Genomic DNA, 26,277 nt, shown 5'->3' with positions numbered 1-26,277 from the left:
TAACTTTTAGGGGTCACTTCAGAGGCCGAAGCCTTTCGCTTTTTTAGTTTGTTGCATGTTTTTTTGACATTGGAATAGATACTGGTTGCTGTGTTGCTGTTTTTTCTGTTTTGGGATAGTAAATTAAATCCAATGTTTTTGCCTGTACAGCAATCGAAAGAATAGTAAAAGCAATCTCTGTCCAATTTAAATAATATAATGAAAGCGCAAGAACAATCGCGTCAAAGACGAAGAAAATTTGCCCAATTGTAAAACGAGTTTTTTTACTTAGTACAATTGTTAAAATATCGTCTCCACCGGTTGCACCGCCAAATCGCAATATAAAACCGAGTCCAATACCAGCTAACGCACCGCCGACTACTGCAGCTATAAATAAATTATTTGATAAATCTACCGTAAAAGGAGAATAATTTTCCATAAGGGAATAAAATACTCCGAATGAAATCGAACCCAGGAATGAATAACCAACCATTTTTTTACCTAAAAATGAAGCACATAGTAAAATGATAGGGATATCCATTAATACCGTTGAAATAGACGGTGAAATATCATGAAAATTTTGGATAAATAGTGCAATACCTACAAAGCCACCTTCTGTTAAGTGGTTTTGGAAGTGAATGTGATATAGCGCTGCTGCTAAAATAAATGAACCGATTAAAACCATAAAAATTTCTTTAATAATTTGTCGACTTTGGATGTTCCTCATCGTTATTCCTTCTTTCCGTAGTTAGTAGTCCTTTTTGTGTTGTAAACTAACTACGAGCTCACATGTAGCCTTCAGTTAGTTTACGTAAAACTAACTACGCTATATGTCGCTGAAGAAATAACGAATAATCCTCTCGTCCATCAATTCTCCCTACTTTCGTTTTAGTTTAAGTCTTAAAACGACTAAACAAAACGTGGAGTAGGATTCGTCATTTAGCAATCCTGCTCTTCTTTGTTTTGTTTAGCTAGTAACAATTAAGTCCTAAACAAAACGCTATGTGTAAGAAGAGTCTTTTTGTTGCCAAATTATCCTTCGGGCAATCATAATTTCCCCACTCTCGTATTTTTTTCGCTAGACTAAAGTATCTGAGCTGAAAAATACGCTACGTGTATGATTCGTCAATACGATGCCACATGCTCCTTCGAGCGATCATGATATCAAAATCCCTTCCTTCAAGATTTATATTATTATATCATACTTTCAAAAAATGTATGCGGATGGAAACCGACAATAACCGGAGGAAACCTACATAATTTGTTATGTTTAAATATTTTTGTAGAAAAGTCTAAGTTATTTTTAAGATTGGACAATTTTCAAAAGTTTGTCCAATAAGTAAGAAAGAAAAAGTTTAACAGTTATTCACTCGTGTTTTCTTCATCACTTTTATCTTTAAAAAAGGCATCCCAACTAATAACACTTAAAAAAGTTAAAGCAATAATAACGAAAGCCCGCATGAATTTGAGACCTCCTTTCGTTTATACATAGTATATGAACAAGATACTTTGCAATGTGTCATTTTTTTACAAGAGTCAATTATTATGAGATTATATTAATATAGACGGATAAAAGGAGAGATAAAAGCATGTTCAAAGATATGTTTAAAAGAAAAGAATTAGTATGCTCTGTTTGTCAGAAAAAGATTCAATATGAAGAAGAGCTCGTTGCTTTTGTGAAGTTGCCGAAAGAAAGAAATTTGTTAGTCGGCCCATTTGATGTATGTTTAGCAAAAACGGCGCAAGAAATATATTGCAAAGCTTGTTACGACAAAAAAGCATGACCCAAATTAAATGAGGGGCATGCTTTTTTCATTGGTGTGTTTTTCCCTCAGATACGTTTTGGGTAAGACGATACCAAAGCCAAAGGTCATTAATGATGGAAGCGAGATCGGCAATTTCTGAATTAAGCTTGCAAGAAATTTCAAAGTTTTCTTCGTTATTTAAATGATGTTGTTTTGAATTAATATGGTGCTCGAGTTCTTTTATACGATCAGGTATTTTTCCACGAACTTGCTCCCATTTTAATAAAATAGTGTGCTGCGTTTTTTCAGAGATGTCTTCCCATTCTTCTTGTATGTTCGGCACTTCAATTCCTAGATGTTTATTGTATATGAAATACTTTTCCATAGGCTCACCCCCATTTTCCTGCTTCCATTGTACTTAAAAAAAGAAAGAAGTTCGACGAAATTGTTTGAAAAAAATTTGTGAATTCCCCTTGATTCATTTTATGAAAGGTGATAAAGTTTGGATTATTATAAGAAATAATGAATATTTATTCTTTAGGGGGATGCAAAATGGAGAAGAAAAAAGTGGTATTAGCATATTCCGGAGGTCTTGATACTTCCGTTGCAATTAAATGGTTACAAGAGAAAAACTATGATATTATTGCGCTTTGTTTAGATTTAGGGGAAGGAAAAGACTTAGCGTTTGTAAAAGAAAAAGCACTTTCAGTTGGTGCAATTAAATCGTATATGGTGGATGTTCAAGAAGAGTTCGCGAATGAATATGCATTGATGGCGATGCAAGCTCATACATTATACGAAGGAAAATACCCTCTTGTCTCTGCATTATCTCGTCCGCTTATCGCGAAAAAATTAGTGGAAATCGCAGAACAAGAAGGTGCGAGTGCAGTTGCGCACGGATGTACAGGAAAAGGAAATGACCAAGTTCGTTTTGAAGTTTCTATTCAAGCGTTGAATCCTTACTTAGAAGTTATTGCGCCTGTGCGTGAATGGAAATGGTCACGTGAAGAAGAAATTGCATATGCAAAAGAAAATGATGTACCAATTCCAATTAATTTAGATAGCCCATTTTCAATCGATCAAAACTTATGGGGACGTAGCAACGAATGTGGAATTTTAGAAGACCCATGGGCAGCGCCGCCAGAAGATGCATACGAGATGACATTGGCATTAGAAGATACACCGAATAAACCAGAGTTTGTAGAAATCGGATTTGAAGCAGGAGTACCGACGACTTTAAATGGCACTGCATATTCACTTTCAGAATTAATTAAAACATTAAATGCACTTGCTGGAAAACACGGCGTTGGACGTATTGATCATGTAGAAAATCGCCTTGTCGGTATTAAATCTCGTGAAGTGTATGAATGTCCAGCAGCAATGACGTTAATAACAGCACATAAAGAACTTGAAGATTTAACACTTGTGAAAGAAGTTGCTCATTTTAAACCGATGATTGAACAAAAATTAACAGAATTAATTTATAACGGTTTATGGTTCTCACCTTTAAAACAAGCACTCAATGCTTTTTTACAAGAAACACAAAAGCATGTAACAGGTACAGTGCGTGTGAAATTGTTTAAAGGTCATGCAATTGTAGAAGGACGTAAGTCTGAATATTCTTTATACGATGAGAAATTAGCAACGTATACTGTCGATGATGAATTTAATCATGATGCAGCAGTTGGCTTCATTTCATTATTCGGTTTACCTACAAAAGTATACAGCCAAGTGAATCAAAAGAAGGTGGAAGCGTGAGCAAACTTTGGGGGGGACGTTTTACAGAAGAAGCAGAAGCGTGGGTAGAAGAATTCGGAGCTTCTATTTCCTTTGATAAGCAATTAGTTAACCAAGATATAAATGGGAGTATTGCACACGTTACGATGCTAGCAAAACAAGGCATCGTAACGAAAGAGGAAGCTGAGAAAATAAAGTTAGGCTTACAATATTTATTAGCAGAAGCGAAAGAAAATAAGCTTACGTTTTCTATTCAAGCTGAAGATATTCACTTGAATATTGAAAAAATGTTAATTGAACAAATTGGTGAAGTTGGAGGCAAGCTTCATACAGGTCGAAGTCGTAACGATCAAGTTGCGACAGATATGCACTTATATTTAAAAGAAAAAGTGCAAGATATTATAAAGGCTACGAAGAAATTACAAAAAGTTCTTACTCGGCAAGCTGAGCAAAATATTGAAACGATTATGCCTGGATATACGCATTTGCAGCGTGCCCAGCCGATTTCATTTGCTCATCATATACTTGCATACTTTTGGATGTTAGAGCGCGATGTGAATCGTTTTGAAGATTCTTTAAAGCGCATTAACATTTCTCCGCTTGGTGCTGGTGCGCTTGCAGGAACGACATTTCCGGTTGATAGAGAGTATAGTGCTGAGCTTCTCGGATTTGAAGGAATCTATGAAAATAGTTTAGATGCGGTAAGTGATCGAGATTTCATATTGGAATTTCTAAGCAATTCTTCTATATTAATGATGCATTTATCACGCTTTTGTGAAGAGCTTATTTTATGGAGCAGTCAAGAGTTTCAGTTTATTGAAATGAGCGATCAATATGCGACAGGAAGCAGCATTATGCCACAAAAGAAAAATCCGGATATGGCTGAACTTATTCGCGGAAAAACAGGAAGAGTATACGGCAATTTATTTAGCCTACTTACAGTAATGAAAGGATTGCCACTTGCTTACAATAAAGATTTACAAGAAGATAAAGAAGGAATGTTTGATACAGTTAAAACAGTAGAAGGATGTCTGCATATTATGGCTGGCATGCTTGAAACGATGACTGTAAACAAAGAAAAAATGGGGCAAGCTGTGATGCAAGACTTCTCTAATGCAACAGAAATTGCTGATTATTTAGCAAGCAAAGGACTTCCGTTCCGCAAAGCGCATGAAATTGTCGGTAAACTCGTTCTTCATTGTACGCAAAAAGGAATTTATTTATTAGATGTATCGCTTGAAACATATAAAGAAATGAGTCCGTTATTCGAAGAAGATTTATATGAAGTACTTTCCCCTTATGCAGCTGTAAAACGCCGAAATAGCGCAGGTGGAACAGGATTTGAACAAATCCAAAAAGCTTTGGAGAAAGCGAAGGGTTTAACTAAAGAGGTTATTAAAAATTAAGTTGGAAAGTACGCCATTCTGTTAAAGGGTGGCGTACTTTCTTTTTTTTTAGTATTTAAGTTATGATATGGTAAAAAATCACAATTTTGAGGGAGATTTATGAAAAAAATATTATTTATAGTCTTATTATTAATTAGCTTAATTGCAAATGCTAAAGTTTTTCTTCTGGATAAATATATACTTGTTGGCGAACAGGAAAAGCGAGAAGTAGCGATTATCGCAACGATGTGGCATTTGCAAGAGAAAGGATATAAAGAAAGTGATATTTCATACATAAAACCGGCCTTTTATAGTAAAATCGGTTCTTACGGTATGAATGTACAATTTAAAGATGAACCAAACGAATCGTATACATATAGAGTTTCGAAAGATGCTAAAACAAATAAACTAATTGTACATCAAGCTAGCAATGTGTCAGGTGGAAAAGGCGGGAAGCATCAAGAGCTTAAATAGATATGAGAGACTGCTGATAAGTAATATTAGCAGTCTTTTATATTTTTAGAGGGGTGTCGAGCGTTTTATAGTTGTTCTTCATAATGATAAAATGATGCTTCTCGTGTATCGCTAAAAGCTGGATAGATTGAATAAGGTTAGGATATTTAGCAATTGGGTCTAAAAATATAATATGCCCTGCAATATTTTCTTCTATATTTTGGACTAGTTTTTTAATTTTAGTAGTTTCGTTTGAAAGTAATTCTTCTAACTCTTTTAAACTCATAGAATGATAGGTTTTTTTCGAAGAGATTAAAATCCAAGGAGCTTTCATGCCTTTTCCATGCTTTTCTTTGTATTCTGCATAAATGTCATGTATGTCAGTTGCGAATAGGGTGTTCTTTCTTAGTTTTGCATATGGAATAAGAGTGAAAGAAATTTTAATTGCCATTTTTAGCATCTTTGCAATTAAATATAAGTGATAAAAATGCTCCCCAATAGACCATTTTCCGTGCTCATGTCGATACCATAGTTGTTCTTGTGATAGTGAATGGAGCTTAGGAAGAAATTGTTCTCTTTGCATATGTAATGTGTGAAAATGTTTGGTTATATTTTCAGATTTCATATTTTAGAATCCTCCATATTTGAAATGCTTTTCTTAATTATAACACCTTTGCAAATATGCTTAATAAAAGCCTAGAACACTAGGTTCTAGGCTTCATTTTTTATTGATTAATCATATTTATGTCGATTCTCCGTAATACGAATATACTCAATATCCATTAAATCTCGAAGTAGCGCACCATGGCTTAGTTCAACACCATGTTTTTCTTTAAAGTGTGAGCATATTGTATTTAACATTTCAATTTCTTGATCGTTTACATCTAAAATAATACGTTCATGATCTCTCATAAAGAACCCTCCTTTTATAAACATATATATTCTGCCCTTAGATTCACAAATAATGTATGTTTATGTAATGTTAGGAAATTAGGGCGAGATGGAAGATGAGACGTATTTATAGGGAAATATGTGAAATAAAAAAACACCAAGTCCTCATGTGACTTGGTGTTTTATTTATAAATTAAAGTTCACCTTGCTCTTCATCACCACGAACAACAAGGACATCGCATTTTGCATAGCGAATAATATGTTCAGAGACGCTCCCAATTAGGAAACGCTCTACAGCATTTAAACCAGTTGCACCGCACATAATTAGATCCACTTTATGTGTTGGAGCAATTTCTTTTGAAATTTTAGATTTTGGATTACCGAATTCTAACACAGTTTCTACTTTTTCAAGACCAGCGTCAAGCGCAGTCTTTTTGTAGTCTTCTAACAAGTCTTCTGCAAATAGATTTGCACGTTCAGCAATTGCACGGCTATAAGCCTCTACTGCGGAATATGCTTTCACATCAACGATATGAGCGATTGTTAATGTTGCATTGTTGCGCTTTGCAACTTGAATTGCTTTTTTAAAGGCTTTTTCTGCTTCTTTGGAACCGTCCACTGCAATTAAAATATTTGTATATGTATTATTCATAGTAGATTCCTCCCAATTCGTTTTTATAACCCTTTACAACTTAATTATAAAACAAATTATAGTAATGTGCTTGCCAGAAACGTTACAGAATTTTGAAAACTCTGTTTCAATTCTTTTTAGTTGTAATTGGAGCGAGAACTTGTTACATATGAAGTATAGCAATTTAAAAGGAGGCATGTTTGTGAGACACGCGCTCATTACAGCCGGTACGAAAGGTTTAGGGAAGCAAGTAACAGAAAAGTTATTGGCTAAAGGATATTCAGTAACAGTAACGTATTATAGCGATACTGCTGCGATGGAAGAAATGAAAGAAACGTATAAACATTTGGAAGAACGTCTACAATTCGTGCAAGCGGATGTCACGAAAAAGGAAGATTTACATAAAATGGTAGAAGGAGCAATGAGCCGTTTTGGCAAGATTGACTTTTTAATTAATAATGCAGGTCCGTATGTATTTGAACGAAAAAAGTTAATTGATTATGAAGAAGACGAGTGGAACGAAATGATACAGGGGAACTTAACTGCAGTATTTCATTTATTAAAACTTGTCGTTCCAATTATGAGGGGGCAGCAATTTGGCCGTATTATTAACTACGGATTTCAAGGAGCTGATAGTGCGCCTGGTTGGATTTATCGTTCTGCATTCGCGGCTGCTAAGGTAGGGCTTGTTTCGTTAACGAAAACAGTGGCTTATGAAGAAGCGGAGTATGGTATTACAGCCAATATGGTTTGCCCTGGAGACATTATTGGTGAAATGAAAGAGGCAACAATCCAAGAGGCGCGCAAGCTGAAAGATAGTAAAACTCCAATTGGTAGATCTGGAACAGGTGAAGACATCGCACGAACAATTGCATTTTTATGCGAAGAAGATTCCGATATGATTACCGGTACAATTATTGAAGTAACTGGGGCGGTTGATGTTATTCATAGACATCGATAGAAATAAAGTGTGGCCTCGATTTATGTACTTTCGTTGGTATAGATATTATGGTTCATTAATATTGTAGAAAATCTATCGGAAAACTCGCGTTATTTTTGTCAAATATTGAGATATTATGTTAAAATATAAGAGCTTAGAAAGCGCTTAAAAAATGATACAGGGGTCATTTCATAACTCAAGGGGGAATTAATAATGCGTATCGGTATTCCAACAGAAATTAAAAACAATGAAAACCGTGTGGCAATGACGCCAGCGGGAGCGGTACATTTAGTACACAATGGTCATGAAGTTTTTGTTCAAAAGGGTGCAGGTGTAGGATCTGGCTTTACAGATGAAGAATACGTACAAGCTGGTGCAAAACTTGTCGAAACTGCTGAAGAAGCATGGAATCAAGATATGGTTATGAAGGTAAAAGAGCCAGTTGCAAGTGAATACGGCTATTTCCGCGAAGGTTTAATTTTATTCACATACTTACACTTAGCTCCAGAGCCAGAATTAACGAAAGCATTAATTGAGAAAAAAGTTGTTTCTATCGCATATGAAACAGTACAATTAGAAAACCGTTCTCTACCATTGCTTGCACCTATGAGTGAAGTAGCTGGTCGTATGGCTGCACAAATTGGTGCACAATTCCTTGAAAAAAATAAAGGTGGAAAAGGTATTTTACTTGCAGGTGTTCCAGGGGTGAAACGCGGAAAAGTAACAATTGTCGGCGGTGGGCAAGCTGGTACAAACGCAGCCAAAATTGCCGTAGGTTTAGGTGCAGATGTAACAATCATCGACTTAAGTGCAGAACGTCTTCGTCAATTAGACGACATTTTCGGAAACCAAGTAAAAACGTTAATGTCTAACCCATACAACATCGCAGAAGCTGTAAAAGAATCTGATCTTGTAATCGGTGCTGTATTAATCCCAGGTGCAAAAGCGCCGAAACTTGTAACAGAAGAAATGATTCAATCAATGGAACCAGGTTCTGTCGTTGTAGATATCGCGATTGACCAAGGTGGTATTTTCGAAACAACTGACCGTATTACAACTCATGATAACCCAACTTATGAAAAACACGGCGTTGTTCATTATGCAGTTGCAAACATGCCAGGTGCGGTTCCACGTACATCAACTCTTGCATTAACAAACGTAACAGTACCATATGCAGTACAAATTGCCAACAAAGGCTATAAAGCAGCTTGCCTAGGCAACTCTGCATTATTAAAAGGTATTAATACATTAGATGGCTATGTAACATTCGAAGCAGTTGCAGAAGCACATGGTTTACAATACGCTGATGCGAAAGAGCTTCTTGAAAAAGCTCCTGCTTTATCATAATAGAGGTACATGTAAGGCCTTCCTTTTGTAAGGAGGGTCTTTTTATTATTTATAAATATCGTGTAATACAGATGTAGAGAAGTGAAAAGAAATAGGAGGGGAAAGCATGGGGTATATATATGATATTTTGTCATTTGGTTTGCTTATAGCTGGAGTAGTTGCAATGGTTTTAGGTAAAAAGAAAAATGATCCGAAACTAAGAGGAATCGGTATTGGGATGGTAACTGCGGTACTTATCATTGGATTTCCAGATTTTATAAAAGGTTATATGGAAGGTGTGCTTTCTGCTGGAGATAGTGCATTTCCAATGAGATAGAAAAGAAGTTCTCTAATTCTCCTCATAGTTAAGAGAGAGTAGAGAACTTCTTTTTTCTTTAAGGGTTTTAAAAATGGGATTTTCTTCTTGTTAATATAAGTTCTTTTGTGCTAGTTTTAAGATGAGTATGTGAATAGTTGCAAAGAAGGGATCTAATGGGGAGAAAGAGCAGGAAGAGAAAGCAGGTTAGAAAACAAAAATATATAAAGAAAAAGCAGGAACAGAATATACCATTTTCAAAAAAAGTATCCCTTATTATAGGGAGAACGCCTAGGTATATTGGTATGTTTATGTATGTGATTTTGTGTGCGTATTCATTTGAGGTATTCTATAATTTGGGAATAACTCCTAACATTCTTGAAAGTATTTTAGACTTTATAGTTTTCACAATAGAATTAATCCTATTCTTTGTATTGTTTGGTAAGGTATGGCCAAGTAATGAAAGTACCAAGGATAAGAAAAGAAAGAAGAGCAGAAAATCTTCATATGCTTCAAGCTCGTCAAGTGGATTTGCCGATTATAGTAGCAATGATTGTAGCAGTTCAAGTGATAGTAGTGGAGGAGATTGCGGTGGTGGTGGTGACTAAAGGTGATTGAATATCGAGTTGAAATATTTTACTATTCAAAAATATTTCGTGGTAAGTGCGATTAAGTGATTTTTTTGGAGAATGATTGATTAAAGGATGGGAAGAAAGATGGAGAAAGTAAATTTATTAGAGTTAACAAAAGGTATTACAGAGAAACATAAAAACTTCGTTGTTTCAAATGTGAATAGTCATTGTTTACGTATAGCTGTATTTACTGGTGAATATGATTGGCATTTTCACTCTAATTCGGATGAATTATTTATTGTGCTAGAAGGAGAATTATTAATTGATTTTCAAGATAGGGAAACGGAGGTTTTAAAACCAAATGATTCGATTTTAATTCCAGCAGGTACAATTCATCGAACGAGGGCATTAAAGAGAACGATAAATCTTTGCTTTGAAAATTTAGAGGCTGATACAGTTGTTGTGGAGCACGTATGAAGAAATTATCTTTAGCTGAGTATAGTAAGATTCTGCCGGTTTTAGAAGGGAATAAAAGAACAACGACTTTTGCCTATGCAGTATGTGAACAAATAATAGACGGTGAAATCTTTGTGAATGAGAGATTAACAGCGGGATTAATCGTAACAGCTAATGGCATTTATTATTTGTTTGGAGATACTTATGATCAAAATTTCCAAGATGCTTTGTTTTCCTATATAGAAAAATCTGTTTCAAAAGTGGAGAAACGATTTACACTTTTCACTTCCAGTAAAGAGTGGGAAATGATTATCGAAGAGTATTTTGCAGGTTTACTACAAAAAATCCCTCGGAAAACATTTCAATTTCAGAGGGGGATTTTTGAAGAGAGAAAACAAGACTTAAGTAAACGTACATATGCGATTAAGCGTATCGATAAAAACGATATAGAAAGAAGTAGTGAATTTACAGAGGGTTATTACAAAGAATATTGGGGATCAAAAGAAGCGTTTTTGAATGACGGTATTGGATTTTGTATAGAACAAGATGAAATGGTAGTGGCTGAGTGTGTATCGATTTTTAGAGGGAAAGGCTTTGCTGAAATTGATATTGCAACGCATGAAGAATATCAAAGAAAAGGATTAGCCCAAGCTGTCGCAACGTATTTCATAGAACATTGTATACAAAATCATATTACGCCTTGTTGGGATTGTAATATCGATAATATTTCTTCGCAAAAACTAGCTAGTAAATTAGGATTTTTTAATCCGGTAGAATACGTTTTATTTGTACGCAAGAAGATGGGAGAATAAAAGGTGAATGTTGAATTAACTAGATTTAAAGTAAAGCCAGGTAAAAGTCACCGCGTAGATGAATGGATGAAACTTCTAAACGATTATATGACAGAAGTACTTTTGACATTAAACGACGAGAAAATGTATGTAGAGACAATTTTCCGGGAAATAAAAGATGGTGAAGAGTACTTGTATTGGTATTCTGTGCAAGGAGAAGGCGGGGCTCTTGTCAAAAATTCTCATCATGAAATTGATAAAAAGCACTTGGAGTTTTGGTATGAATGTATTGATGAAGAAGCACCTGCTGTTGATATGAAAACGGAAGTTGTTATGATCCAAAGTATTGTGAAAGAAGCGATGAAATAATAGAATAGTATTCTTTGAATGGAATGTGTGAAGCACATCAAAAGGGTGTGCTTTTTTGTGTGCAATAATTTTTTAGAAAAGGTGTATACATTTCAAACCCTCAAACGTTGCGTATATAGAAGGGAGAGCAGAATGAGCCGTGATACGTTTGAATCATTATTAATAGAGAAGTCAAAAGTAGGGCACCTTATATTCATGTCGCTGTAAGAGGCGTAACAGTTGAGAAATATTGATTCTTGTTAATTAATGTGAATAATCAGAAAATTTATGTTATAATATGGGGAAAGGAGGCTTATATGAGGCAAATACATGGAGCAATTTATATTTACATAACAATGTTTTTCGTAGGAGCATCTTATGGTTTGGGGCATGCGTACTCGCATCCTATCGTAACCTTTTTGAGTGGAGCGTGTATGGCATTTGCGCTTCTTGTCCACCTTTTTTCAGTTTGGATCGTAAAATTTCAATTAAATATTAGTGAGATAGAAGAAGGCACTTTTTGAGTGACCTTCTTTTTTAATAATATTGGCGAAGCTCCTGTAACAATTTTTCAATTTCGCGTGTAGTTTCTTTACATATAGACAATGATGAAAGTACACATAAGCAGCTAAAATCAGGATATAAAATTAAAGTATGGTCTTCTCGAATTTTTGAAAGTTATTCGGAGAAAATGATTGTAGAGAAATTTGAAATAGTAGAGAAATAGAAAAAGGTAGCAATCACGCTACCTTTTTTATTACTTTACAAATTGTAATTCTTTCGGGAATTTCGTTAAAATTTCTGATCCGTCTTTTGTGATGTAAATATCATCTTCAATACGAACGCCGCCTACGTTTGGTACGTAAATACCTGGTTCAATTGTGAATACCATACCCTCTTTTAATAGAGACTCGTTTCCTTCTTTTACATCTGGATATTCGTGAACGCTAATTCCAAGTCCGTGACCAAGGCGGTGCGGGAAGAAGGTCCCGTAACCTGCATCTGCGATAACAGAGCGAGCGGCATTGTCGATTGCGCCAAATGTAGCGCCTGGTTTACATGCTTCGACTGCTTGTAGTTGACCTGCAAGTACAGTGTTGTAAATGTGCGTTTGTTCTTCAGAAATATCGCCAAATGCTACTGTACGCGTAATATCAGAGCAGTAACCGTCAATGATTACGCCCAAATCAAATAGTACGAAATCGCCGCGTTTCATTTTGTTTGCACCTGGAATACCATGTGGAAGAGCAGAATTTGCACCCGCTAATACCATCGTATCAAATGACATTTTATGTATGCCTTTTGTTTTTAATTCATGTTCAATAATTGCTAATACTTCTAATTCACTGCGGTTTTCCTGAATTGCATTTACACCAACTTCAACAGCGTAGTCTGCCATTTGAGCTGCTTGACGTAAGATAGAAAGTTCTTTTTCATCTTTAATTAAGCGCAGTTCGCGAACTTTTTCTTCAGCAGATTTGAAAGCTGCTTTCGGGAATAGTTTTGTTAATTCTTCATAACGTTCTACATTTAAATGTTCTTTTTCAATTGCAACTGCATTTGCATTAATACCACGGTCTTTCATTGCTTTTGCAATCATATCCCATGGTCTATCAGTATCAGTAAATCCGATAATTTCGTGTGTCCAACCAGCGTTACGCGCTTGGCCTTCTTCCATTTTTGGACAAATTAAAATTGGTTCTTTTTCTTGGAATACAAATAGACCGAGTAGTCTTTCATGTGGTTCACAATGGAAGTTTGTCATGTAGAAGACGTTTGGTGTAGAAGTTAAGAACGCAGCTTCTACGTTTTTTTCTTTTAGCCATTGCATTAAATTTTCTAATCTAGTATTCATGAATTAGCACCTCCGAGATTTCAGTTACATATATAACTTTACATCGGATGAAAGCGTTATGACAAGTATATCGATATTAGAAAAGACAGGGAATTGTGAAATCATGTAGAATAGAAAGTGTGAATGTGAATAAGGGGAGGAATGTAACAATGAAAGTATCTTATCATGGGCATTCAGTTGTAAAGATTGAAACGAACGGAAAGGTTATTTTAATTGATCCATTTTTAACAGGGAATCCAAAAACAGATTTAAAGGCTGAAGATGTAAAAGTAGATGCAATTATTGTATCACACGGACATGGTGATCATGTCGGTGATACAGTGGCCCTTGCGAAGAAAAATAACGCGGTCGTTATAGCTCCGTTTGAATTAGCGACATTTTTAGGGTGGCAAGGTGTAAATACACATCCAATGCATATCGGTGGCTCACACGAATTTGAGTTTGGAAGAGTAAAATTTACACAAGCATTCCACGGTTCTAGTTATATTGATGAAGAAAATAAAACAATTACATATACAGGTATGCCAGCAGGTATTTTATTTACGTCGGAAGAGAAAACGGTATATCATGCAGGAGATACAGCACTATTTTCTGATATGAAGTTAATTGGAGAACTTAATCATATTGATTTAGCATTTTTACCAATTGGTGATAATTTTACAATGGGACCAGATGATGCTGTTTTAGCAGCGAAATGGATTGATGCGAAAACAGTTGTACCGATGCATTACAATACGTTCCCAGTTATTGAGCAAGATCCATATCAATTTGTTGAAAAACTAAAAAAATGTACAGGTAAAGTATTAGAAGCTGGAGAATGTATCACACTGTAAAAAAGAAACCCTTCATTTTGAAAGACAAGTGAAGGGTTTTTATGTGTGTAATATTGCTTTGAAAGATTGTGTTTGTTTTGTTTTTGTTTCTTTTTTCGGTGGTAATGGTTGTTCGGGTGTTTCATTTAATTCCATCGCGACTCTTTTCCCATCAACAAAAGCTAAAAATACAGCACCTACAACTTCTAAAAATTTTTTCATTTTCATGCGCTCCTTTGTTTCATTTCTTGTCTTTATTGTATCGTTGAAACTAAGGACAAACTATCGAATGAGGTGACAGAAGCATTACACTGTCGTAATAAAATGACCAATGGGATGTAAGGGTCATTTTGTTATAAAAAAAATAGTACAGATATCCAAAGATAGAGTGTAACAGTTTTGAAAATATAGTATACTGAAAATACAACATATGATGAATTTAGGGAAAAGAAAGTATGGTGAAACCATTTGGCTACCAAACATAATCAAATTTTAGAACATATTAATAGCCTGCCGGTAGGGCATAAAATTTCTGTAAGGCAAATTGCGAAAGATTTGAGCGTAAGTGAAGGGACGGCTTATCGAGCGATTAAAGATGCAGAAAATAAAGGATATGTTAGTACAATTGAACGTGTTGGAACAATTCGAATTGAGCAAAAGAAGAAAGAGAACATCGAAAAACTAACATATGCGGAAGTCGTCAATATTGTTGATGGTCAAGTACTTGGGGGCAGAGAAGGGTTACATAAAACGTTAAATAAATTCGTGATTGGAGCCATGAAGTTAGAAGCGATGATGCGTTATACAGAAGCGGGAAACTTGCTTATTATTGGAAACCGTACGAATGCACATCAATTCGCATTAGAAGCAGGGGCCGCAGTCTTAATTACGGGCGGATTTGATACGGAAGATCATGTGAAGAAATTAGCAGATGAATTGAAGTTGCCGATTATTTCAAGTAGCTACGATACATTTACTGTTGCAACACTAATTAACCGCGCGATTTATGATCAGCTTATTAAGAAAGAAATTGTACTTGTTGAAGATATTTTAACACCAATTGAAGAAACAGTATATTTAAAACCTAGTGATACAGTACAACAATGGCATGCCTATAATGAAGAAACGATGCATGGACGTTATCCAATTGTAGATGAAAATAAAAAAGTATTAGGTATCGTAACTTCGAAAGATATGATTGGTGTTGCGAAAGAAACGCCGATTGATAAAGTGATGACGAAGCAGCCTATTACGGTAAATGGAAAGATGTCTGTAGCAGCTGCAGCACGTATGATGGTTTGGGAAGGAATTGAATTGCTTCCTGTTGTAGAAGAAGGGAATAAACTGCAAGGAATCATTAGCCGTCAAGATGTACTTCAGGCGTTGCAAATGATTCAGCGTCAACCGCAAGTTGGGGAAACAATCGATGATATTGTAACGAATCAATTTGTAAATTCGAAAGAATCAAAAAATGAGCATACGTATCAATTCTCAGTGACACCGCAAATGACGAATTCAATCGGGACGTTATCTTATGGTGTATTCGCAACAATTGTTACGGAAGCGACGAATCGCGTCATTCGTGCACAGAAGAAAAGTGATTTAATTGTAGAGAATTTAACGATTTATTTTGTAAAACCAGTGCAAATTGACAATATTGTATCGGTTCATCCGAAAGTATTAGAAATTGGGCGCAAATTTGGTAAAGTTGATGTAGAAGTGCATCATGATGGGAACGTTGTTGGTAAAGCGCTGCTTATGGTGCAGTTAATTGATCGATAAGCATTCGGAAAGAGTGGAATGAAGAATCCTGTGAAAAGGAAGATTTATTCCGCTCTTTTTATAAAGAAAATAGTGAATGAAGAGAATGGATAATCCCTTCATTTGGTATTTCATTTGTGATATAATCGAATTGTAAGATACTGGTTATAAAAAAGGGAAAGGTGGTATGTAATATGTCATCAGAACTACTCTTTTTTGGTAGTGTCGCACTATTCTATTTTCTTGTGATGATACCTATTCAATATTTGTACATAGAAGGATTAAGTGAACGAAAGAAACGGACAGGTCTCTCGCAGCAGGAGATGTATAAAAAGATGTCTTTTGAAGAAGAACAATTACACTTTCACGTACAAGGAAACCCATTTAATTTACCATCTGCACTCGTTGCATATATGATTTTGAAAATAAAAGGACGTAAAAAAGCATCACAATTTTGATGCTTTTTTTACATTGCTTTATAAGCTTCTGCTTCCTCTACTGCGAGCGGTAAGAAATGTTTATATTGACGGAATCCATTAAAAATACTGGCACCACCAAATAAAATAAATAACGCACCAACGATGATACGTGCGGTCGAGAGTTCGAGAAAGAATTGGTTCGCACCGAATAACATAACGAATAAACCGAGTGCCATAGCGGATTTCCCAGCAAGCCAACCTTTCTCCATTGGACGATTTGTACGAAAATATTTTGTTTTGTAGAAGAGATACAACATAAATGAGACGATAATACAAAAGACTAATACTGGCATAATACAATCCCCCATCATTTTGTATGTTATGTTTCTCTGTGAACTTTGAACTGCTAGTGGAGAAGAAAGAAATATCTAAACTTTCTAATTTCTATTATAAAGCAATTGTTCGCATGGATGAAATATTTTCCGCTATAATGGAGAATAAAGTGAAAAAGTTGAATGAATAAAAAGGAGACTATACATATGCACGAACAAATTTTAGCAGCGATTAAAGAGTTTGATACAATTATTATTCACCGTCATGTACGTCCGGATCTTGATGCTTTAGGCTCTCAGTGCGGACTTGGTACAATTCTTCAAGAATCGTTTCCAGAGAAAAAGGTTTATATGGTTGGATACAATGAGCCTTCTTTATCATATTTACGAGCAATGGATGATATTGAAGACAGTGTATATGAAAATGCACTTGTTATCGTTTGTGATACAGCAAATCAAGAGCGTGTTTGCGATCAGCGCTACACAAAAGGAAAGATGTTAATTAAAATTGATCATCATCCAAATGAAGATCCATACGGAGATATTACGTGGGTTGATACGACAGCAAGTTCTACAAGTGAGCTAATTTATGAGTTTTATTCTTACGGAAAAGATAAAGGATTAACGATTACAAAAGAAGCTGCTCGCCTTATTTTAGCAGGGATTGTTGGGGATACAGGACGTTTTTTATTCCCGAATACATCAGCAAAAACACTTCGCTATGTAAGTGAGCTTGTCGAAATGGGTGTAGAATTTACTGAGTTATACAATGAAATGTATAAAACGAAAGAAAAAATTGCTCGTTTAAACGGCTACATTTTACAAAACTTTACGATGGTAGAGGAAGGAGCGGCATATATTAAGCTTACAAAAGAAGTGCTAGAAGAGTTTGATGTACTTCCTTCTGAAGCATCTGGTGTTGTTGGGGCGCTTGGAAATATTGACGGATTAAAAGCATGGGTTCTATTTTTAGAAGAAGAAGATGTAATTCGTGTTCGTCTTCGTTCAAAAGGACCTGTTATTAATAAATTAGCAATGCAATATAATGGTGGGGGGCATCCGATGGCTTCTGGTGCAAAAGCATCTTCTTGGGAAGAAGCGGATCGTCTATTCGCAGATTTACGTGAGATTTGTAAATAAGATAAGTACAAAAAGAAAAGTAGAGCGCAAAAGCCCTACTTTTCTTTTTGTATATCAATACTAATTTCAAGTACGGTATCAAAAGAAATTGTATCAACTTTAAAACGATAGATTCGGTCGTAATGTTTATAAGTTTTGTTTTCGATTGCCTTTTTGAGTAGGTCCTTATTTTTGGCAATGCTTTGAATATTTTTCGTTAAAAGATGCTGTAGGTCATTATGAATGGCAGTGGTCATATTTTCGAGCGTAAGGTTGTCTAAATCATATTTATCTCGGTTTACAATTTTAATTTTGATTTCTTGAATGGTTAAGAGTTGTTTATTTTCTTTATTCAATTTCTCTTGATCTTCAAGGAGAACGTGAAGTTTTGCTTCTTGTTTGTCTATGATTTGTTTTTGCTCTGCAATTGTACTAGCTTGTTCTTGTTGGAAAACGCCGTATATGTACAAAAAAATAAACCAGCTCAAAACGCCCCCAACAGCCGCGCCAGATAAAAATAAATACCACCGTTTCGCAGTATTTGCACTTGGTACCCTCATACATGATCCTGCGTAAGCCATTTAATAATGATAAGACCGGTTTGCATGCCGCCTGTTGCGAAAAAAATAAGAAGAATTTGTTTTACAATGTCCTTCATATCTCCACCGAAAAAACTTCTTTCAAAGCTATAAAACGTATCGAAAGTTCCACCGATTGCTGCAACGAGTGCCCAAATTCTTAAGTTTTGTGCGAATTGACTAATTGAAGTAAGAGCGGGTTTCCCAATAAGAAATGCACCGATACCTCCAATTAATGAGCCGCCAAGTATTACTCCAAAGGCGATAAAGTAACTAATAATAAGAAGAGAGAAAAAAGTATGTTCTCTTACATCCATCGTCATTCCCCTTTCTTCTTCATATATATGGACAAAGTATGAGAAGTATGTTTTGATTTCCGCTTTCCTCATCACCTATAATGAAAGTAGTCAAATAGGTAAAGAGAGGGTACAACAGTGAAGTTTGTGCATTTACAATGTCAAACCGTTTTTAGTTTATTAAAAAGTGCTTGTAAAATTGATGAACTTGTCGCTCGGGCGAAAGAACTTGGTTTTTCGTCTCTTGCAATTACAGATGAAAATGTGATGTACGGAGTGATTCCGTTTTATAAAGCATGTAAGAAAAATGGTATACAGCCTATCATTGGCTTAACAGCTTCTGTTTTTAGCGAGGAAGAAGAGAAGGCTTATCCGCTCGTTTTACTTGCGGAAAATGAAATAGGCTATCAAAACTTACTAAAAATTTCTAGCAGTATTATGACGAAGTCAAAAGATGGTATTCCGAAGAAGTGGCTTGCTCATTATGCGAAAGGATTAATTGCGATTTCACCAGGGAAAGGTGGAGAAATTGAACAGTTATTGTTAGAAGATAAAGAGAGCCAGGCTGAAGAAGTGGCTCGTACGTATCAAAATATGTTTAGTAGTTTCTACATGGGTTTGCAGCATCATGCAATTCAAGATGAACTACTGCTGCAAGAAAAATTACCTCAGTTTATTAGCGATGTAAATATTCCGGTCGTTGCGACAAATGATGTGCGTTATATTAATCAAAGTGATGCACTTGTGCATGAATGCTTACTATCTGTTCAAAGTGGAACGAAAATGACTGACCCAGATAGACCGAGACTGAAAACAGATCAATATTATTTAAAGTCATCCGCTGAAATGGAGGCATTATTTTCTCATGCGGAAGAAGCAATTCATAATACAATACGAATTGCCGAGCGTTGCCGTGTGGAGATTCCGTTCCATGTCAATCAACTACCGCAGTTTCCGGTTCCATCTAATGAAACAAGTGACGTATATTTACGCCGTATTTGTGAAGAGGGATTAAAGAAGCGATACAGTACACCGAAAGAAGTGCATATAAAGCGCTTGGATCATGAGCTTACAGTTATTTCTCGCATGGGCTTTAGTGATTATTTTCTCATTGTTTGGGATTTCATGAAGTATGCACATGAACATAATATTTTAACAGGACCAGGGCGTGGTTCAGCAGCGGGTTCACTCGTTTCTTACGTATTAGAAATTACAGACATTGACCCAATTGAATACGACTTATTATTTGAAAGATTTTTAAATCCTGAACGCGTTACGCTTCCAGATATTGACATTGATTTTCCGGACATAAGACGTGATGAGATGATTCGTTATGTAAAAGATAAATATGGTCAGCTTCGTGTTGCTCAAATTGTTACGTTCGGAACACTTGCTGCAAAAGCAGCAATTAGGGATATTGCCCGTGTAATGGGACTTCCGCCAAGAGATATTGATTTATTTTCAAAACTTATTCCATCAAAACTTGGTATTACGCTAAAGGATGCGTATAAAGAATCTGTACCTCTTCGCGAGTTTATACAAGGAAATCTTTTGCACGAGCGTGTTTTTGAAATTGCAAAGCGAGTAGAAGGATTGCCGCGTCATACATCTATTCATGCAGCTGGAGTTATTATGAGTCAAGAGCCATTAACGGGAAGTGTGGCCATTCAAGAAGGACATAACGATGTGTACGTTACGCAATATCCAGCGGATGCATTAGAAGAACTTGGTCTATTAAAAATGGACTTTTTAGGATTACGTAATTTAACGTTACTTGAAAATATTCTTAATTTTATCGTGAAGAAAACAGGAAAACAAATTGATATAAGAAATCTATCTCTTCAAGATGAAAAGACGTTTCAGCTGTTAGGAAGAGGAGATACGACAGGTGTATTCCAGCTTGAATCCGGCGGGATGCGGAATGTACTTCGTGGGTTAAAGCCAAATGAATTTGAAGATATAGTCGCTGTTAACGCATTGTATCGTCCAGGACCGATGGAACAAATTCCTACCTTCATTGAATCAAAGCATGGCAAGCGTCAAATTGAGTATTTACACCCAGATTTAAAACCAATGCTAGAAAGAACATATGGCGTTATTGTATACCAAGAGCAAATTATGCAAATTGCATCGAAGTTAGCTGGATTTTCGCTTGGTGAATCAGATTTATTACGCCGTGCAGTAAGTAAAAAAAATCGTGATATTTTAGATCAAGAACGAAAACATTTTGTTCAAGGATGTTTACGAAATGGATATGATGAGACATCTGCAGAACAAATTTATGATTTAATAGTCAGATTTGCTAATTACGGTTTTAACCGAAGTCACGCGGTAGCGTACAGTATGATTGGATATCAACTTGCCTATTTAAAGGCAAATTATCCGCTTGAGTTTATGACAGCACTATTATCAAGCGCAATTGGAAATGAAGATAAGATCGTACAATATATACGAGAAACAAAGCGTAAAGGTTTTCATGTTTTACCCCCGTCCCTGCACCGAAGTAGTTACAATTTTGAAATAGAAGGAAATGCAATTCGTTACAGTTTACTTTCGATTCGTAATATCGGAATGGCTACGGTGAATGCTGTAGTCGAAGAACGAGAGAAAAAAACGTTCGAAGATTTATTTGAATTTTGTCTTCGTATGCCATCAAAGTTTGTGACAGAGCGTAATTTAGAAGCATTTGTTTGGTCTGGATGTTTTGATGACTTTGAAATGTCGAGAACGACGTTAAGTGATAGTCTGAAAGGTGCACTAGAGTATGCTAACCTTGCACGTGATTTAGGGGATGCTGTTCCAAAATCGAAATATGTACAAGGGGAAGAACTATCCTTTATTGAACAGTTAAATAAGGAGAAAGAAGTACTCGGTTTTTATTTATCTAGCTATCCGACAGCTCAATATGCAAAGCTCGTAAAAGAATTGGAAATTCCTTCTCTCGCCCAAGCGATGAGACATAAGAGGAAAGTACAGAGAGCTATCGTATATATAACAGGTGTGAAAGTAATTCGTACGAAAAAATTGCAAAAAATGGCGTTTGTCACATTTTGTGATCAAAATGATGAAATGGAAGCGGTCCTCTTCCCAGAAACATATATACATTTTTCGGAACGATTACGAGAAGGGGAAATTGTTTTAGTAGAGGGAACAATTGAGCAAAGAAATCATAAATTGCAATGGATTGTAAACGGACTATATCCGCTAGAACAAATGGATGTTTATAACGAAATGAAAGAGGCATCTATTTATGTGAAGTTGCCATCGCAGTATGAAAAAAAGCTGTTAAATCAGGTTAGAAAAATATTGTTTAACTATTCAGGTTTTGTGAAAGTACTAATTTATTATGAAAAGGAACATAAAATGGTACAATTGTCTCGTAGTTTATCGATTCATCCGAGTGAAGAATGTTTAGGAGCACTTCGTGAAATTGTCGGGGAGGAAAATGTCGTCGTGAAAATATAATGGACAATTTCCCTACATTTCGATTATTATAGTAGTAGTGTTCGTGGTCAGACCACTTGGAGAAATTGATATCAGCAAGAATAATTTGAGGAGAGTGGATAGTTTGTCAACACTTCGTGAAGAAGCACTTCACATGCATAAAGTGCATCAAGGAAAATTAGAAACTGTATCAAAAGTAAAAGTAGAAAATGCGAAAGATTTAAGTCTAGCGTATTCTCCAGGGGTTGCAGAACCTTGTAAAGAAATTTATGACGATAAAAGCAAGGTATATGAATATACAATGAAGGGAAATATGGTAGCAGTTGTAACAGATGGAACAGCTGTACTTGGTCTTGGTAACATTGGACCTGAAGCATCTCTTCCAGTAATGGAAGGTAAAGCTGTATTATTCAAGAGCTTTGCTGGTGTAGATGCATTCCCGATTGCTTTAAATACAAACGATGTAGATAAGATTATTGAAACTGTAAAATTAATGGAGCCAACTTTTGGCGGTGTAAACTTAGAAGATATCGCAGCACCAAACTGCTTTATTATTGAAGAACGTTTGAAAAAAGAGACAAACATTCCTATATTCCATGATGATCAACATGGAACAGCTATCGTAACAGTAGCGGGCCTTGTAAACGCGCTGAAACTAGTTGGAAAGAAAATGTCTGACATTAAAGTTGTCGCAAATGGCGCAGGTGCAGCAGGTATTGCAATTATTAAACTTTTATATCGCTATGGTGTACGCGACGTTATTATGTGTGACCGTAAAGGTGCGATTTATGAAGGTCGCCCTGCCGGTATGAATCCGGTGAAAGATGAAGTTGCAAAATATACAAATAAGAGTCGTGTAGAAGGTTCTTTAGCTGATGTTGTAAAAGGTGCGGACGTATTCATTGGTGTATCTGCAGAAGGTGCATTAACTGAAGAAATGGTTCGTACAATGAATGACGATGCGATTATTTTTGCAATGGCGAATCCAGTTCCAGAAATTATGCCAGAATTGGCGAAAGCAGCGGGCGCAGCTGTTGTTGGAACTGGTCGTTCTGACTTCCCGAACCAAGTAAATAATGTACTAGCGTTCCCTGGTATTTTCCGTGGTGCACTTGATGTACATGCGACACAAATTAACGAAGAAATGAAGATGGCAGCTGTACAAGCCATTGCAGAGCTTGTAACGGCTGATGAGTTAAATGCAGACTATATCATTCCAGCTCCGTTTGACGCGCGTGTAGCGCCTCAAGTAGCTGCTTACGTTGCGAAAGCAGCAATGGAGACAGGAGTAGCTCGCCGTCAAGTAGATCCAAATGAAATCGCTGAGAAAACGAAACAATTAGCGCTGATTGGTAAAGAATAAGCGAGGAATTTCCATTGACATCATCAAATACAAAAGTATATCTCGAAATTGTAAAGAAAATCCGTTCCATTATGGAAGAGGATGGTTTAGTAGCAGGGGATCGTTTGCCGTCTGAGCGTGAGTTGAGTGCGCGTTTAAACGTTGGACGTTCTTCTGTAAGAGAAGCGTTACGTGCTTTAGAACTTGTAGGATTAATTGAAACGAGACGTGGCGAAGGGACGTTTATTCGAAACTTTTACGATAACGGTCTTGTGCAATTAATCGCTCCATTTCTATTGCAAGATGAGAAAACGATTCGTGATTTATTACAGACGAAACGATTACTTGAAAAAGATATGATTCGAATCGTATGTAATTTGCCGAAAGAAACGTTTTCTAAAGTGCTGAGTAAATTACACCAAGTGCTTGAAAAGAACGAAAGCTCAATTCAAATGCTTCATCAAACGTTTTTTAAAACGCTTATTGAACAAGTGGACAATTATTTACTCTATCGCATTTGGATGATTGTAAATGATTACGTTGCAACTCTTTCTTGCGAAGTTTCACTCGATTCTATCGAAATGTATAGAAAGCTTTATACTAATTTGGAAGCGAAACAAGAAGAGGATACGCTGAAAATTTATAATGAATTAGTAGAGAACATACAGTTTCATTCGTAATGTATAAAATTTGTCGAAATGACCATGACACGTTATGACAAACATTCTATCGCATAGCGGTTAAAGTTAAACGTAAAGAGAGAGGTTATTAGACAGATTGAGAAGACAAGGCTAACATCAAACTTCGGTGTTAGCCCAATTTTCTTCTTACCCTAACCTTAGCTCTCGACAAAGGGGGTCAAATTGTGCTAAGAGATTTATTCGTGAAAAAGAAAAAGTACGCTGCAATACCTTCAGAACAAGTACGAAAAGATGTGCCAGATGGTGTTATGACAAAATGTCCGAAATGTAAGAAAATCATGTATACGAAAGAGCTTCTTAAAAACTTAAAAGTATGTGTGAACTGCGGATATCACCATCCAATGAATGCATGGGAACGCCTTGATAGCATATTGGACGAAGGTTCATTCCGTGAGTATGACAAAGAGATGGTTTCTTTAAATCCACTCCAGTTTCAAGGCTATGAAGAGAAACTAGAGAGTGATCGTAAGAAAACAGAATTGAATGAAGCGGTTGTGACTGGTGAAGGAACAATTGATGATATGCTCGTTGTTGTTGCAGTAATGGATTCTCGCTTTCGAATGGGCAGCATGGGCTCTGTTGTAGGTGAAAAGATTGCTCGTGCGGTGGAAAAGGCATACGACTTACAAGTTCCATTTATTATCTTTACTGCATCCGGTGGTGCTCGTATGCAAGAAGGTATATTAAGTTTAATGCAAATGGCTAAGACAAGCGTAGCTTTGAAAAAGCATAGTAATGCAGGAGGATTATTTATTTCTGTTATGACTCATCCGACGACGGGAGGGGTTTCAGCGAGTTTCGCCTCACTTGGTGATTACAATCTTGCAGAGCCAGGTGCACTAATTGGATTTGCTGGTAGACGCGTAATTGAACAAACAGTGCGTGAGAAGCTACCGGAGGATTTCCAGACGGCAGAATTTTTACTAGAGCACGGTCAATTAGATGCGGTTGTGCATCGTGATGATATGAGAGAGTCACTCCGTAAGATTTTAGAAGTTCATCAAGGAGGGGAAATGGCTGTATGGCAGAGCTAGAATTTGAAAAACCAGTTGTTGAGCTAAGAAATAAGATTCGTGAACTGAAAGACTATACGAAAAACAGCCAGATGGACTTCAGTGAGGAGATTCGTATTTTGGAAGAAAAGCTAGAAAGTTTAGAGGAAGATATATACGGCAATATGAAAGTATGGGACCGTGTTCAAATTGCTCGCCATGCAGAACGACCGACAACGCTCGATTATATTGAGCACTTATTTACTGATTTTTTTGAATGCCATGGAGATCGTGTTTTTGGCGATGATGCAGCGATTGTCGGCGGTATCGCGAAATATAAGGGGATGCCTGTAACTGTAATTGGGCACCAACGCGGAAAAGATACGAAAGAAAATATTCGTCGTAATTTTGGAATGCCTCATCCAGAAGGGTATCGAAAAGCACTGCGTTTAATGAAACAAGCGGAGAAGTTTAACCGCCCAATTATTTGTTTCATTGATACGAAGGGAGCTTATCCTGGTAAAGCAGCTGAAGAACGCGGGCAAAGTGAAGCTATTGCTCGTAATTTATTTGAAATGGCAGGCTTAACTGTACCTGTTGTTTGTATCGTTATTGGCGAAGGTGGCAGTGGCGGTGCGTTAGGTCTTGGAGTAGGAGATTACATTCATATGCTAGAAAATTCCACTTATTCTGTTATTACACCAGAGGGTGCGGCAGCGATTCTTTGGAAAGATGCAGGAAAAGCAAAAGAAGCTGCAGAGGCGATGAAAATTACAGCAGCGGATTTGAAAGAATTAGGTGTAATTGACGAAATTATTCCAGAAGCGCGCGGCGGTGCACATCGTGATGTTTTAAAACAATCAGAAAATATAGATTTAATGTTGAAGAAAACATTTGAACAATTAAACGGTATTTCGAAAGATGATCTAATCGAAAAACGTTATGAAAAATATATGAAAATTGGGCAAGTTTCGTTTTCAAACGCTTCCATTTGGATAAAATAAGAAAAGCGTGCGTTCCTCTTCGCGAATGCACGTTTTTATTATGAAAAGACAC

The 26,277-nt window shown here is 36.2% G+C and carries 31 protein-coding genes and 1 pseudogene; 22 read left to right on the top strand and 10 right to left on the bottom strand.

Annotated features, from left to right (window positions below):
• Positions 1 to 43 precede the first annotated feature (43 nt).
• Entirely contained in the window at positions 44 to 706 is a 663-nt protein-coding gene (locus DJ93_RS08780; protein WP_042980306.1) for a YitT family protein, read from the bottom strand.
• Positions 707 to 1,568: 862 nt separating this feature from the next.
• On the opposite strand from DJ93_RS08780, the gene DJ93_RS08775 reads away from it, so the two are divergent.
• Positions 1,569 to 1,763, top strand: coding sequence for a hypothetical protein (locus DJ93_RS08775; protein WP_042980305.1), 195 nt, complete (start codon positions 1,569 to 1,571; stop codon positions 1,761 to 1,763).
• A 28-nt stretch (positions 1,764 to 1,791) separates the two neighbouring features.
• On the opposite strand, the gene DJ93_RS08770 is transcribed toward DJ93_RS08775, so the two are convergent.
• The gene (locus DJ93_RS08770; protein ID WP_042980304.1) at positions 1,792 to 2,109 is read right to left on the bottom strand and encodes a hypothetical protein; all 318 of its coding nucleotides are present in this window, start codon (positions 2,107 to 2,109) and stop codon (positions 1,792 to 1,794) included.
• Positions 2,110 to 2,276: 167 nt separating this feature from the next.
• On the opposite strand from DJ93_RS08770, the gene DJ93_RS08765 reads away from it, so the two are divergent.
• The 3 genes from DJ93_RS08765 (at position 2,277) to DJ93_RS08755 (ending at position 5,320) form a co-directional block, all read left to right on the top strand.
• Positions 2,277 to 3,482 carry an argininosuccinate synthase gene (locus tag DJ93_RS08765; protein ID WP_042980303.1) on the top strand — a complete coding sequence of 402 codons (1,206 nt, stop codon included), beginning with the start codon at positions 2,277 to 2,279 and terminating at the stop codon, positions 3,480 to 3,482.
• Entirely contained in the window at positions 3,479 to 4,867 is a 1,389-nt protein-coding gene (gene argH, locus DJ93_RS08760) for an argininosuccinate lyase (protein WP_042980301.1), read from the top strand. Before DJ93_RS08765 ends, argH begins: the two co-directional genes overlap by 4 nt.
• A 99-nt stretch (positions 4,868 to 4,966) precedes the next feature.
• Positions 4,967 to 5,320: a DUF3139 domain-containing protein gene (locus DJ93_RS08755; RefSeq protein WP_042980300.1), complete on the top strand. Its 354-nt coding sequence runs from the start codon at positions 4,967 to 4,969 to the stop codon at positions 5,318 to 5,320.
• Between the two features lie 37 nt (positions 5,321 to 5,357).
• Here DJ93_RS08755 and DJ93_RS08750 read toward each other — a convergent pair whose 3' ends face one another.
• The 3 genes from DJ93_RS08750 to DJ93_RS08740 form a co-directional block, all read right to left on the bottom strand.
• Positions 5,358 to 5,924 carry a DinB family protein gene (locus DJ93_RS08750; RefSeq protein WP_042980298.1) on the bottom strand — a complete coding sequence of 189 codons (567 nt, stop codon included), beginning with the start codon at positions 5,922 to 5,924 and terminating at the stop codon, positions 5,358 to 5,360.
• A 107-nt stretch (positions 5,925 to 6,031) separates the two neighbouring features.
• Entirely contained in the window at positions 6,032 to 6,211 is a 180-nt protein-coding gene (locus DJ93_RS08745; protein ID WP_042980296.1) for a hypothetical protein, read from the bottom strand.
• Positions 6,212 to 6,383: 172 nt separating this feature from the next.
• The gene (locus tag DJ93_RS08740; protein ID WP_042980295.1) at positions 6,384 to 6,842 is read right to left on the bottom strand and encodes a universal stress protein; all 459 of its coding nucleotides are present in this window, start codon (positions 6,840 to 6,842) and stop codon (positions 6,384 to 6,386) included.
• A 148-nt stretch (positions 6,843 to 6,990) separates the two neighbouring features.
• Here DJ93_RS08740 and DJ93_RS08735 point away from each other — a divergent pair, with 148 nt between their 5' ends.
• The 9 genes and pseudogenes from DJ93_RS08735 to DJ93_RS35005 all read left to right on the top strand — a co-directional run.
• Entirely contained in the window at positions 6,991 to 7,782 is a 792-nt protein-coding gene (locus DJ93_RS08735) for an SDR family oxidoreductase (RefSeq protein WP_042984166.1), read from the top strand.
• 192 nt (positions 7,783 to 7,974) lie between these two features.
• The gene (gene ald / locus DJ93_RS08730; RefSeq protein ID WP_042980294.1) at positions 7,975 to 9,108 is read left to right on the top strand and encodes an alanine dehydrogenase; all 1,134 of its coding nucleotides are present in this window, start codon (positions 7,975 to 7,977) and stop codon (positions 9,106 to 9,108) included.
• A gap of 106 nt (positions 9,109 to 9,214) precedes the next feature.
• Positions 9,215 to 9,424 (top strand): hypothetical protein, encoded by a 210-nt coding sequence (locus DJ93_RS08725; RefSeq protein ID WP_042980293.1) that lies wholly within the window; start codon positions 9,215 to 9,217, stop codon positions 9,422 to 9,424.
• A 155-nt stretch (positions 9,425 to 9,579) separates the two neighbouring features.
• The gene (locus tag DJ93_RS08720; RefSeq protein ID WP_042980291.1) at positions 9,580 to 10,011 is read left to right on the top strand and encodes a hypothetical protein; all 432 of its coding nucleotides are present in this window, start codon (positions 9,580 to 9,582) and stop codon (positions 10,009 to 10,011) included.
• A 108-nt stretch (positions 10,012 to 10,119) separates the two neighbouring features.
• Entirely contained in the window at positions 10,120 to 10,452 is a 333-nt protein-coding gene (locus DJ93_RS08715; protein ID WP_042980290.1) for a cupin domain-containing protein, read from the top strand.
• Positions 10,449 to 11,243 carry a GNAT family N-acetyltransferase gene (locus DJ93_RS08710; RefSeq protein WP_042980289.1) on the top strand — a complete coding sequence of 265 codons (795 nt, stop codon included), beginning with the start codon at positions 10,449 to 10,451 and terminating at the stop codon, positions 11,241 to 11,243. Before DJ93_RS08715 ends, DJ93_RS08710 begins: the two co-directional genes overlap by 4 nt.
• A gap of 3 nt (positions 11,244 to 11,246) precedes the next feature.
• Complete coding sequence (locus DJ93_RS08705; RefSeq protein ID WP_042980288.1) at positions 11,247 to 11,591, top strand: DUF6176 family protein; 345 nt, start codon at positions 11,247 to 11,249, stop codon at positions 11,589 to 11,591.
• Between the two features lie 296 nt (positions 11,592 to 11,887).
• Positions 11,888 to 12,094 (top strand): hypothetical protein, encoded by a 207-nt coding sequence (locus DJ93_RS08700; protein ID WP_042980287.1) that lies wholly within the window; start codon positions 11,888 to 11,890, stop codon positions 12,092 to 12,094.
• Positions 12,095 to 12,177: 83 nt separating this feature from the next.
• Positions 12,178 to 12,297, top strand: a pseudogene (locus DJ93_RS35005) (DUF3221 domain-containing protein); the annotation flags it as partial.
• Between the two features lie 30 nt (positions 12,298 to 12,327).
• On the opposite strand, the gene pepQ reads toward DJ93_RS35005, so the two are convergent.
• A complete protein-coding gene (gene pepQ, locus DJ93_RS08695; RefSeq protein ID WP_042980286.1) occupies positions 12,328 to 13,425 on the bottom strand; it encodes a Xaa-Pro dipeptidase in 1,098 nt (365 codons plus the stop codon).
• Positions 13,426 to 13,574: 149 nt separating this feature from the next.
• Here pepQ and DJ93_RS08690 point away from each other — a divergent pair, with 149 nt between their 5' ends.
• On the top strand, positions 13,575 to 14,258 hold the full coding sequence (locus DJ93_RS08690; protein ID WP_042980285.1) for a metal-dependent hydrolase: 684 nt from the start codon (positions 13,575 to 13,577) through the stop codon (positions 14,256 to 14,258).
• Between the two features lie 39 nt (positions 14,259 to 14,297).
• On the opposite strand, the gene DJ93_RS33165 is transcribed toward DJ93_RS08690, so the two are convergent.
• Entirely contained in the window at positions 14,298 to 14,459 is a 162-nt protein-coding gene (locus DJ93_RS33165) for a hypothetical protein (protein ID WP_042980284.1), read from the bottom strand.
• 246 nt (positions 14,460 to 14,705) lie between these two features.
• Between DJ93_RS33165 and DJ93_RS08680 the strand changes: the two genes are divergently transcribed.
• Both DJ93_RS08680 and DJ93_RS08675 read left to right on the top strand, forming a co-directional pair.
• The gene (locus DJ93_RS08680) at positions 14,706 to 16,019 is read left to right on the top strand and encodes a CBS domain-containing protein (RefSeq protein ID WP_042980283.1); all 1,314 of its coding nucleotides are present in this window, start codon (positions 14,706 to 14,708) and stop codon (positions 16,017 to 16,019) included.
• A 173-nt stretch (positions 16,020 to 16,192) separates the two neighbouring features.
• Positions 16,193 to 16,456 (top strand): DUF3949 domain-containing protein, encoded by a 264-nt coding sequence (locus DJ93_RS08675; RefSeq protein ID WP_042980281.1) that lies wholly within the window; start codon positions 16,193 to 16,195, stop codon positions 16,454 to 16,456.
• A gap of 8 nt (positions 16,457 to 16,464) precedes the next feature.
• Here the strand turns inward: DJ93_RS08675 and DJ93_RS08670 are convergent, their stop codons facing one another.
• Positions 16,465 to 16,770, bottom strand: a complete 306-nt coding sequence (locus DJ93_RS08670; protein WP_042980280.1) for a YtpI family protein — start codon at positions 16,768 to 16,770, stop codon at positions 16,465 to 16,467.
• A gap of 186 nt (positions 16,771 to 16,956) precedes the next feature.
• On the opposite strand from DJ93_RS08670, the gene DJ93_RS08665 reads away from it, so the two are divergent.
• Positions 16,957 to 17,889, top strand: a complete 933-nt coding sequence (locus DJ93_RS08665; RefSeq protein WP_042980278.1) for a DHH family phosphoesterase — start codon at positions 16,957 to 16,959, stop codon at positions 17,887 to 17,889.
• A gap of 35 nt (positions 17,890 to 17,924) precedes the next feature.
• Here DJ93_RS08665 and ytrI read toward each other — a convergent pair whose 3' ends face one another.
• Both ytrI and ytrH read right to left on the bottom strand, forming a co-directional pair.
• A complete protein-coding gene (gene ytrI, locus DJ93_RS08660; RefSeq protein WP_042980277.1) occupies positions 17,925 to 18,428 on the bottom strand; it encodes a sporulation membrane protein YtrI in 504 nt (167 codons plus the stop codon).
• On the bottom strand, positions 18,425 to 18,763 hold the full coding sequence (gene ytrH / locus DJ93_RS08655; RefSeq protein ID WP_042980276.1) for a sporulation membrane protein YtrH: 339 nt from the start codon (positions 18,761 to 18,763) through the stop codon (positions 18,425 to 18,427). Before ytrH ends, ytrI begins: the two co-directional genes overlap by 4 nt.
• A gap of 117 nt (positions 18,764 to 18,880) precedes the next feature.
• On the opposite strand from ytrH, the gene dnaE reads away from it, so the two are divergent.
• From dnaE to accA, 5 genes are all read left to right on the top strand, one after another.
• On the top strand, positions 18,881 to 22,207 hold the full coding sequence (gene dnaE / locus DJ93_RS08650) for a DNA polymerase III subunit alpha (protein ID WP_042980275.1): 3,327 nt from the start codon (positions 18,881 to 18,883) through the stop codon (positions 22,205 to 22,207).
• Between the two features lie 133 nt (positions 22,208 to 22,340).
• Positions 22,341 to 23,549: an NADP-dependent malic enzyme gene (gene ystJ / locus DJ93_RS08645; RefSeq protein WP_161785269.1), complete on the top strand. Its 1,209-nt coding sequence runs from the start codon at positions 22,341 to 22,343 to the stop codon at positions 23,547 to 23,549.
• 14 nt (positions 23,550 to 23,563) lie between these two features.
• Positions 23,564 to 24,208, top strand: a complete 645-nt coding sequence (locus DJ93_RS08640) for a FadR/GntR family transcriptional regulator (protein ID WP_042980272.1) — start codon at positions 23,564 to 23,566, stop codon at positions 24,206 to 24,208.
• A gap of 185 nt (positions 24,209 to 24,393) precedes the next feature.
• Positions 24,394 to 25,263, top strand: a complete 870-nt coding sequence (gene accD / locus DJ93_RS08635; RefSeq protein WP_042980271.1) for an acetyl-CoA carboxylase, carboxyltransferase subunit beta — start codon at positions 24,394 to 24,396, stop codon at positions 25,261 to 25,263.
• Positions 25,251 to 26,225 carry an acetyl-CoA carboxylase carboxyl transferase subunit alpha gene (gene accA / locus DJ93_RS08630; RefSeq protein ID WP_042980270.1) on the top strand — a complete coding sequence of 325 codons (975 nt, stop codon included), beginning with the start codon at positions 25,251 to 25,253 and terminating at the stop codon, positions 26,223 to 26,225. Before accD ends, accA begins: the two co-directional genes overlap by 13 nt.
• Positions 26,226 to 26,277: the final 52 nt, after the last annotated feature.

The sequence above is a fragment of the Bacillus clarus genome, from assembly GCF_000746925.1.
Taxonomy (GTDB): Bacteria; Bacillota; Bacilli; order Bacillales; family Bacillaceae_G; genus Bacillus_A; species Bacillus_A clarus.
Note: the sequence above shows the minus strand (reverse complement) of the source record. Positions and strands in the feature narration are given on the sequence as shown.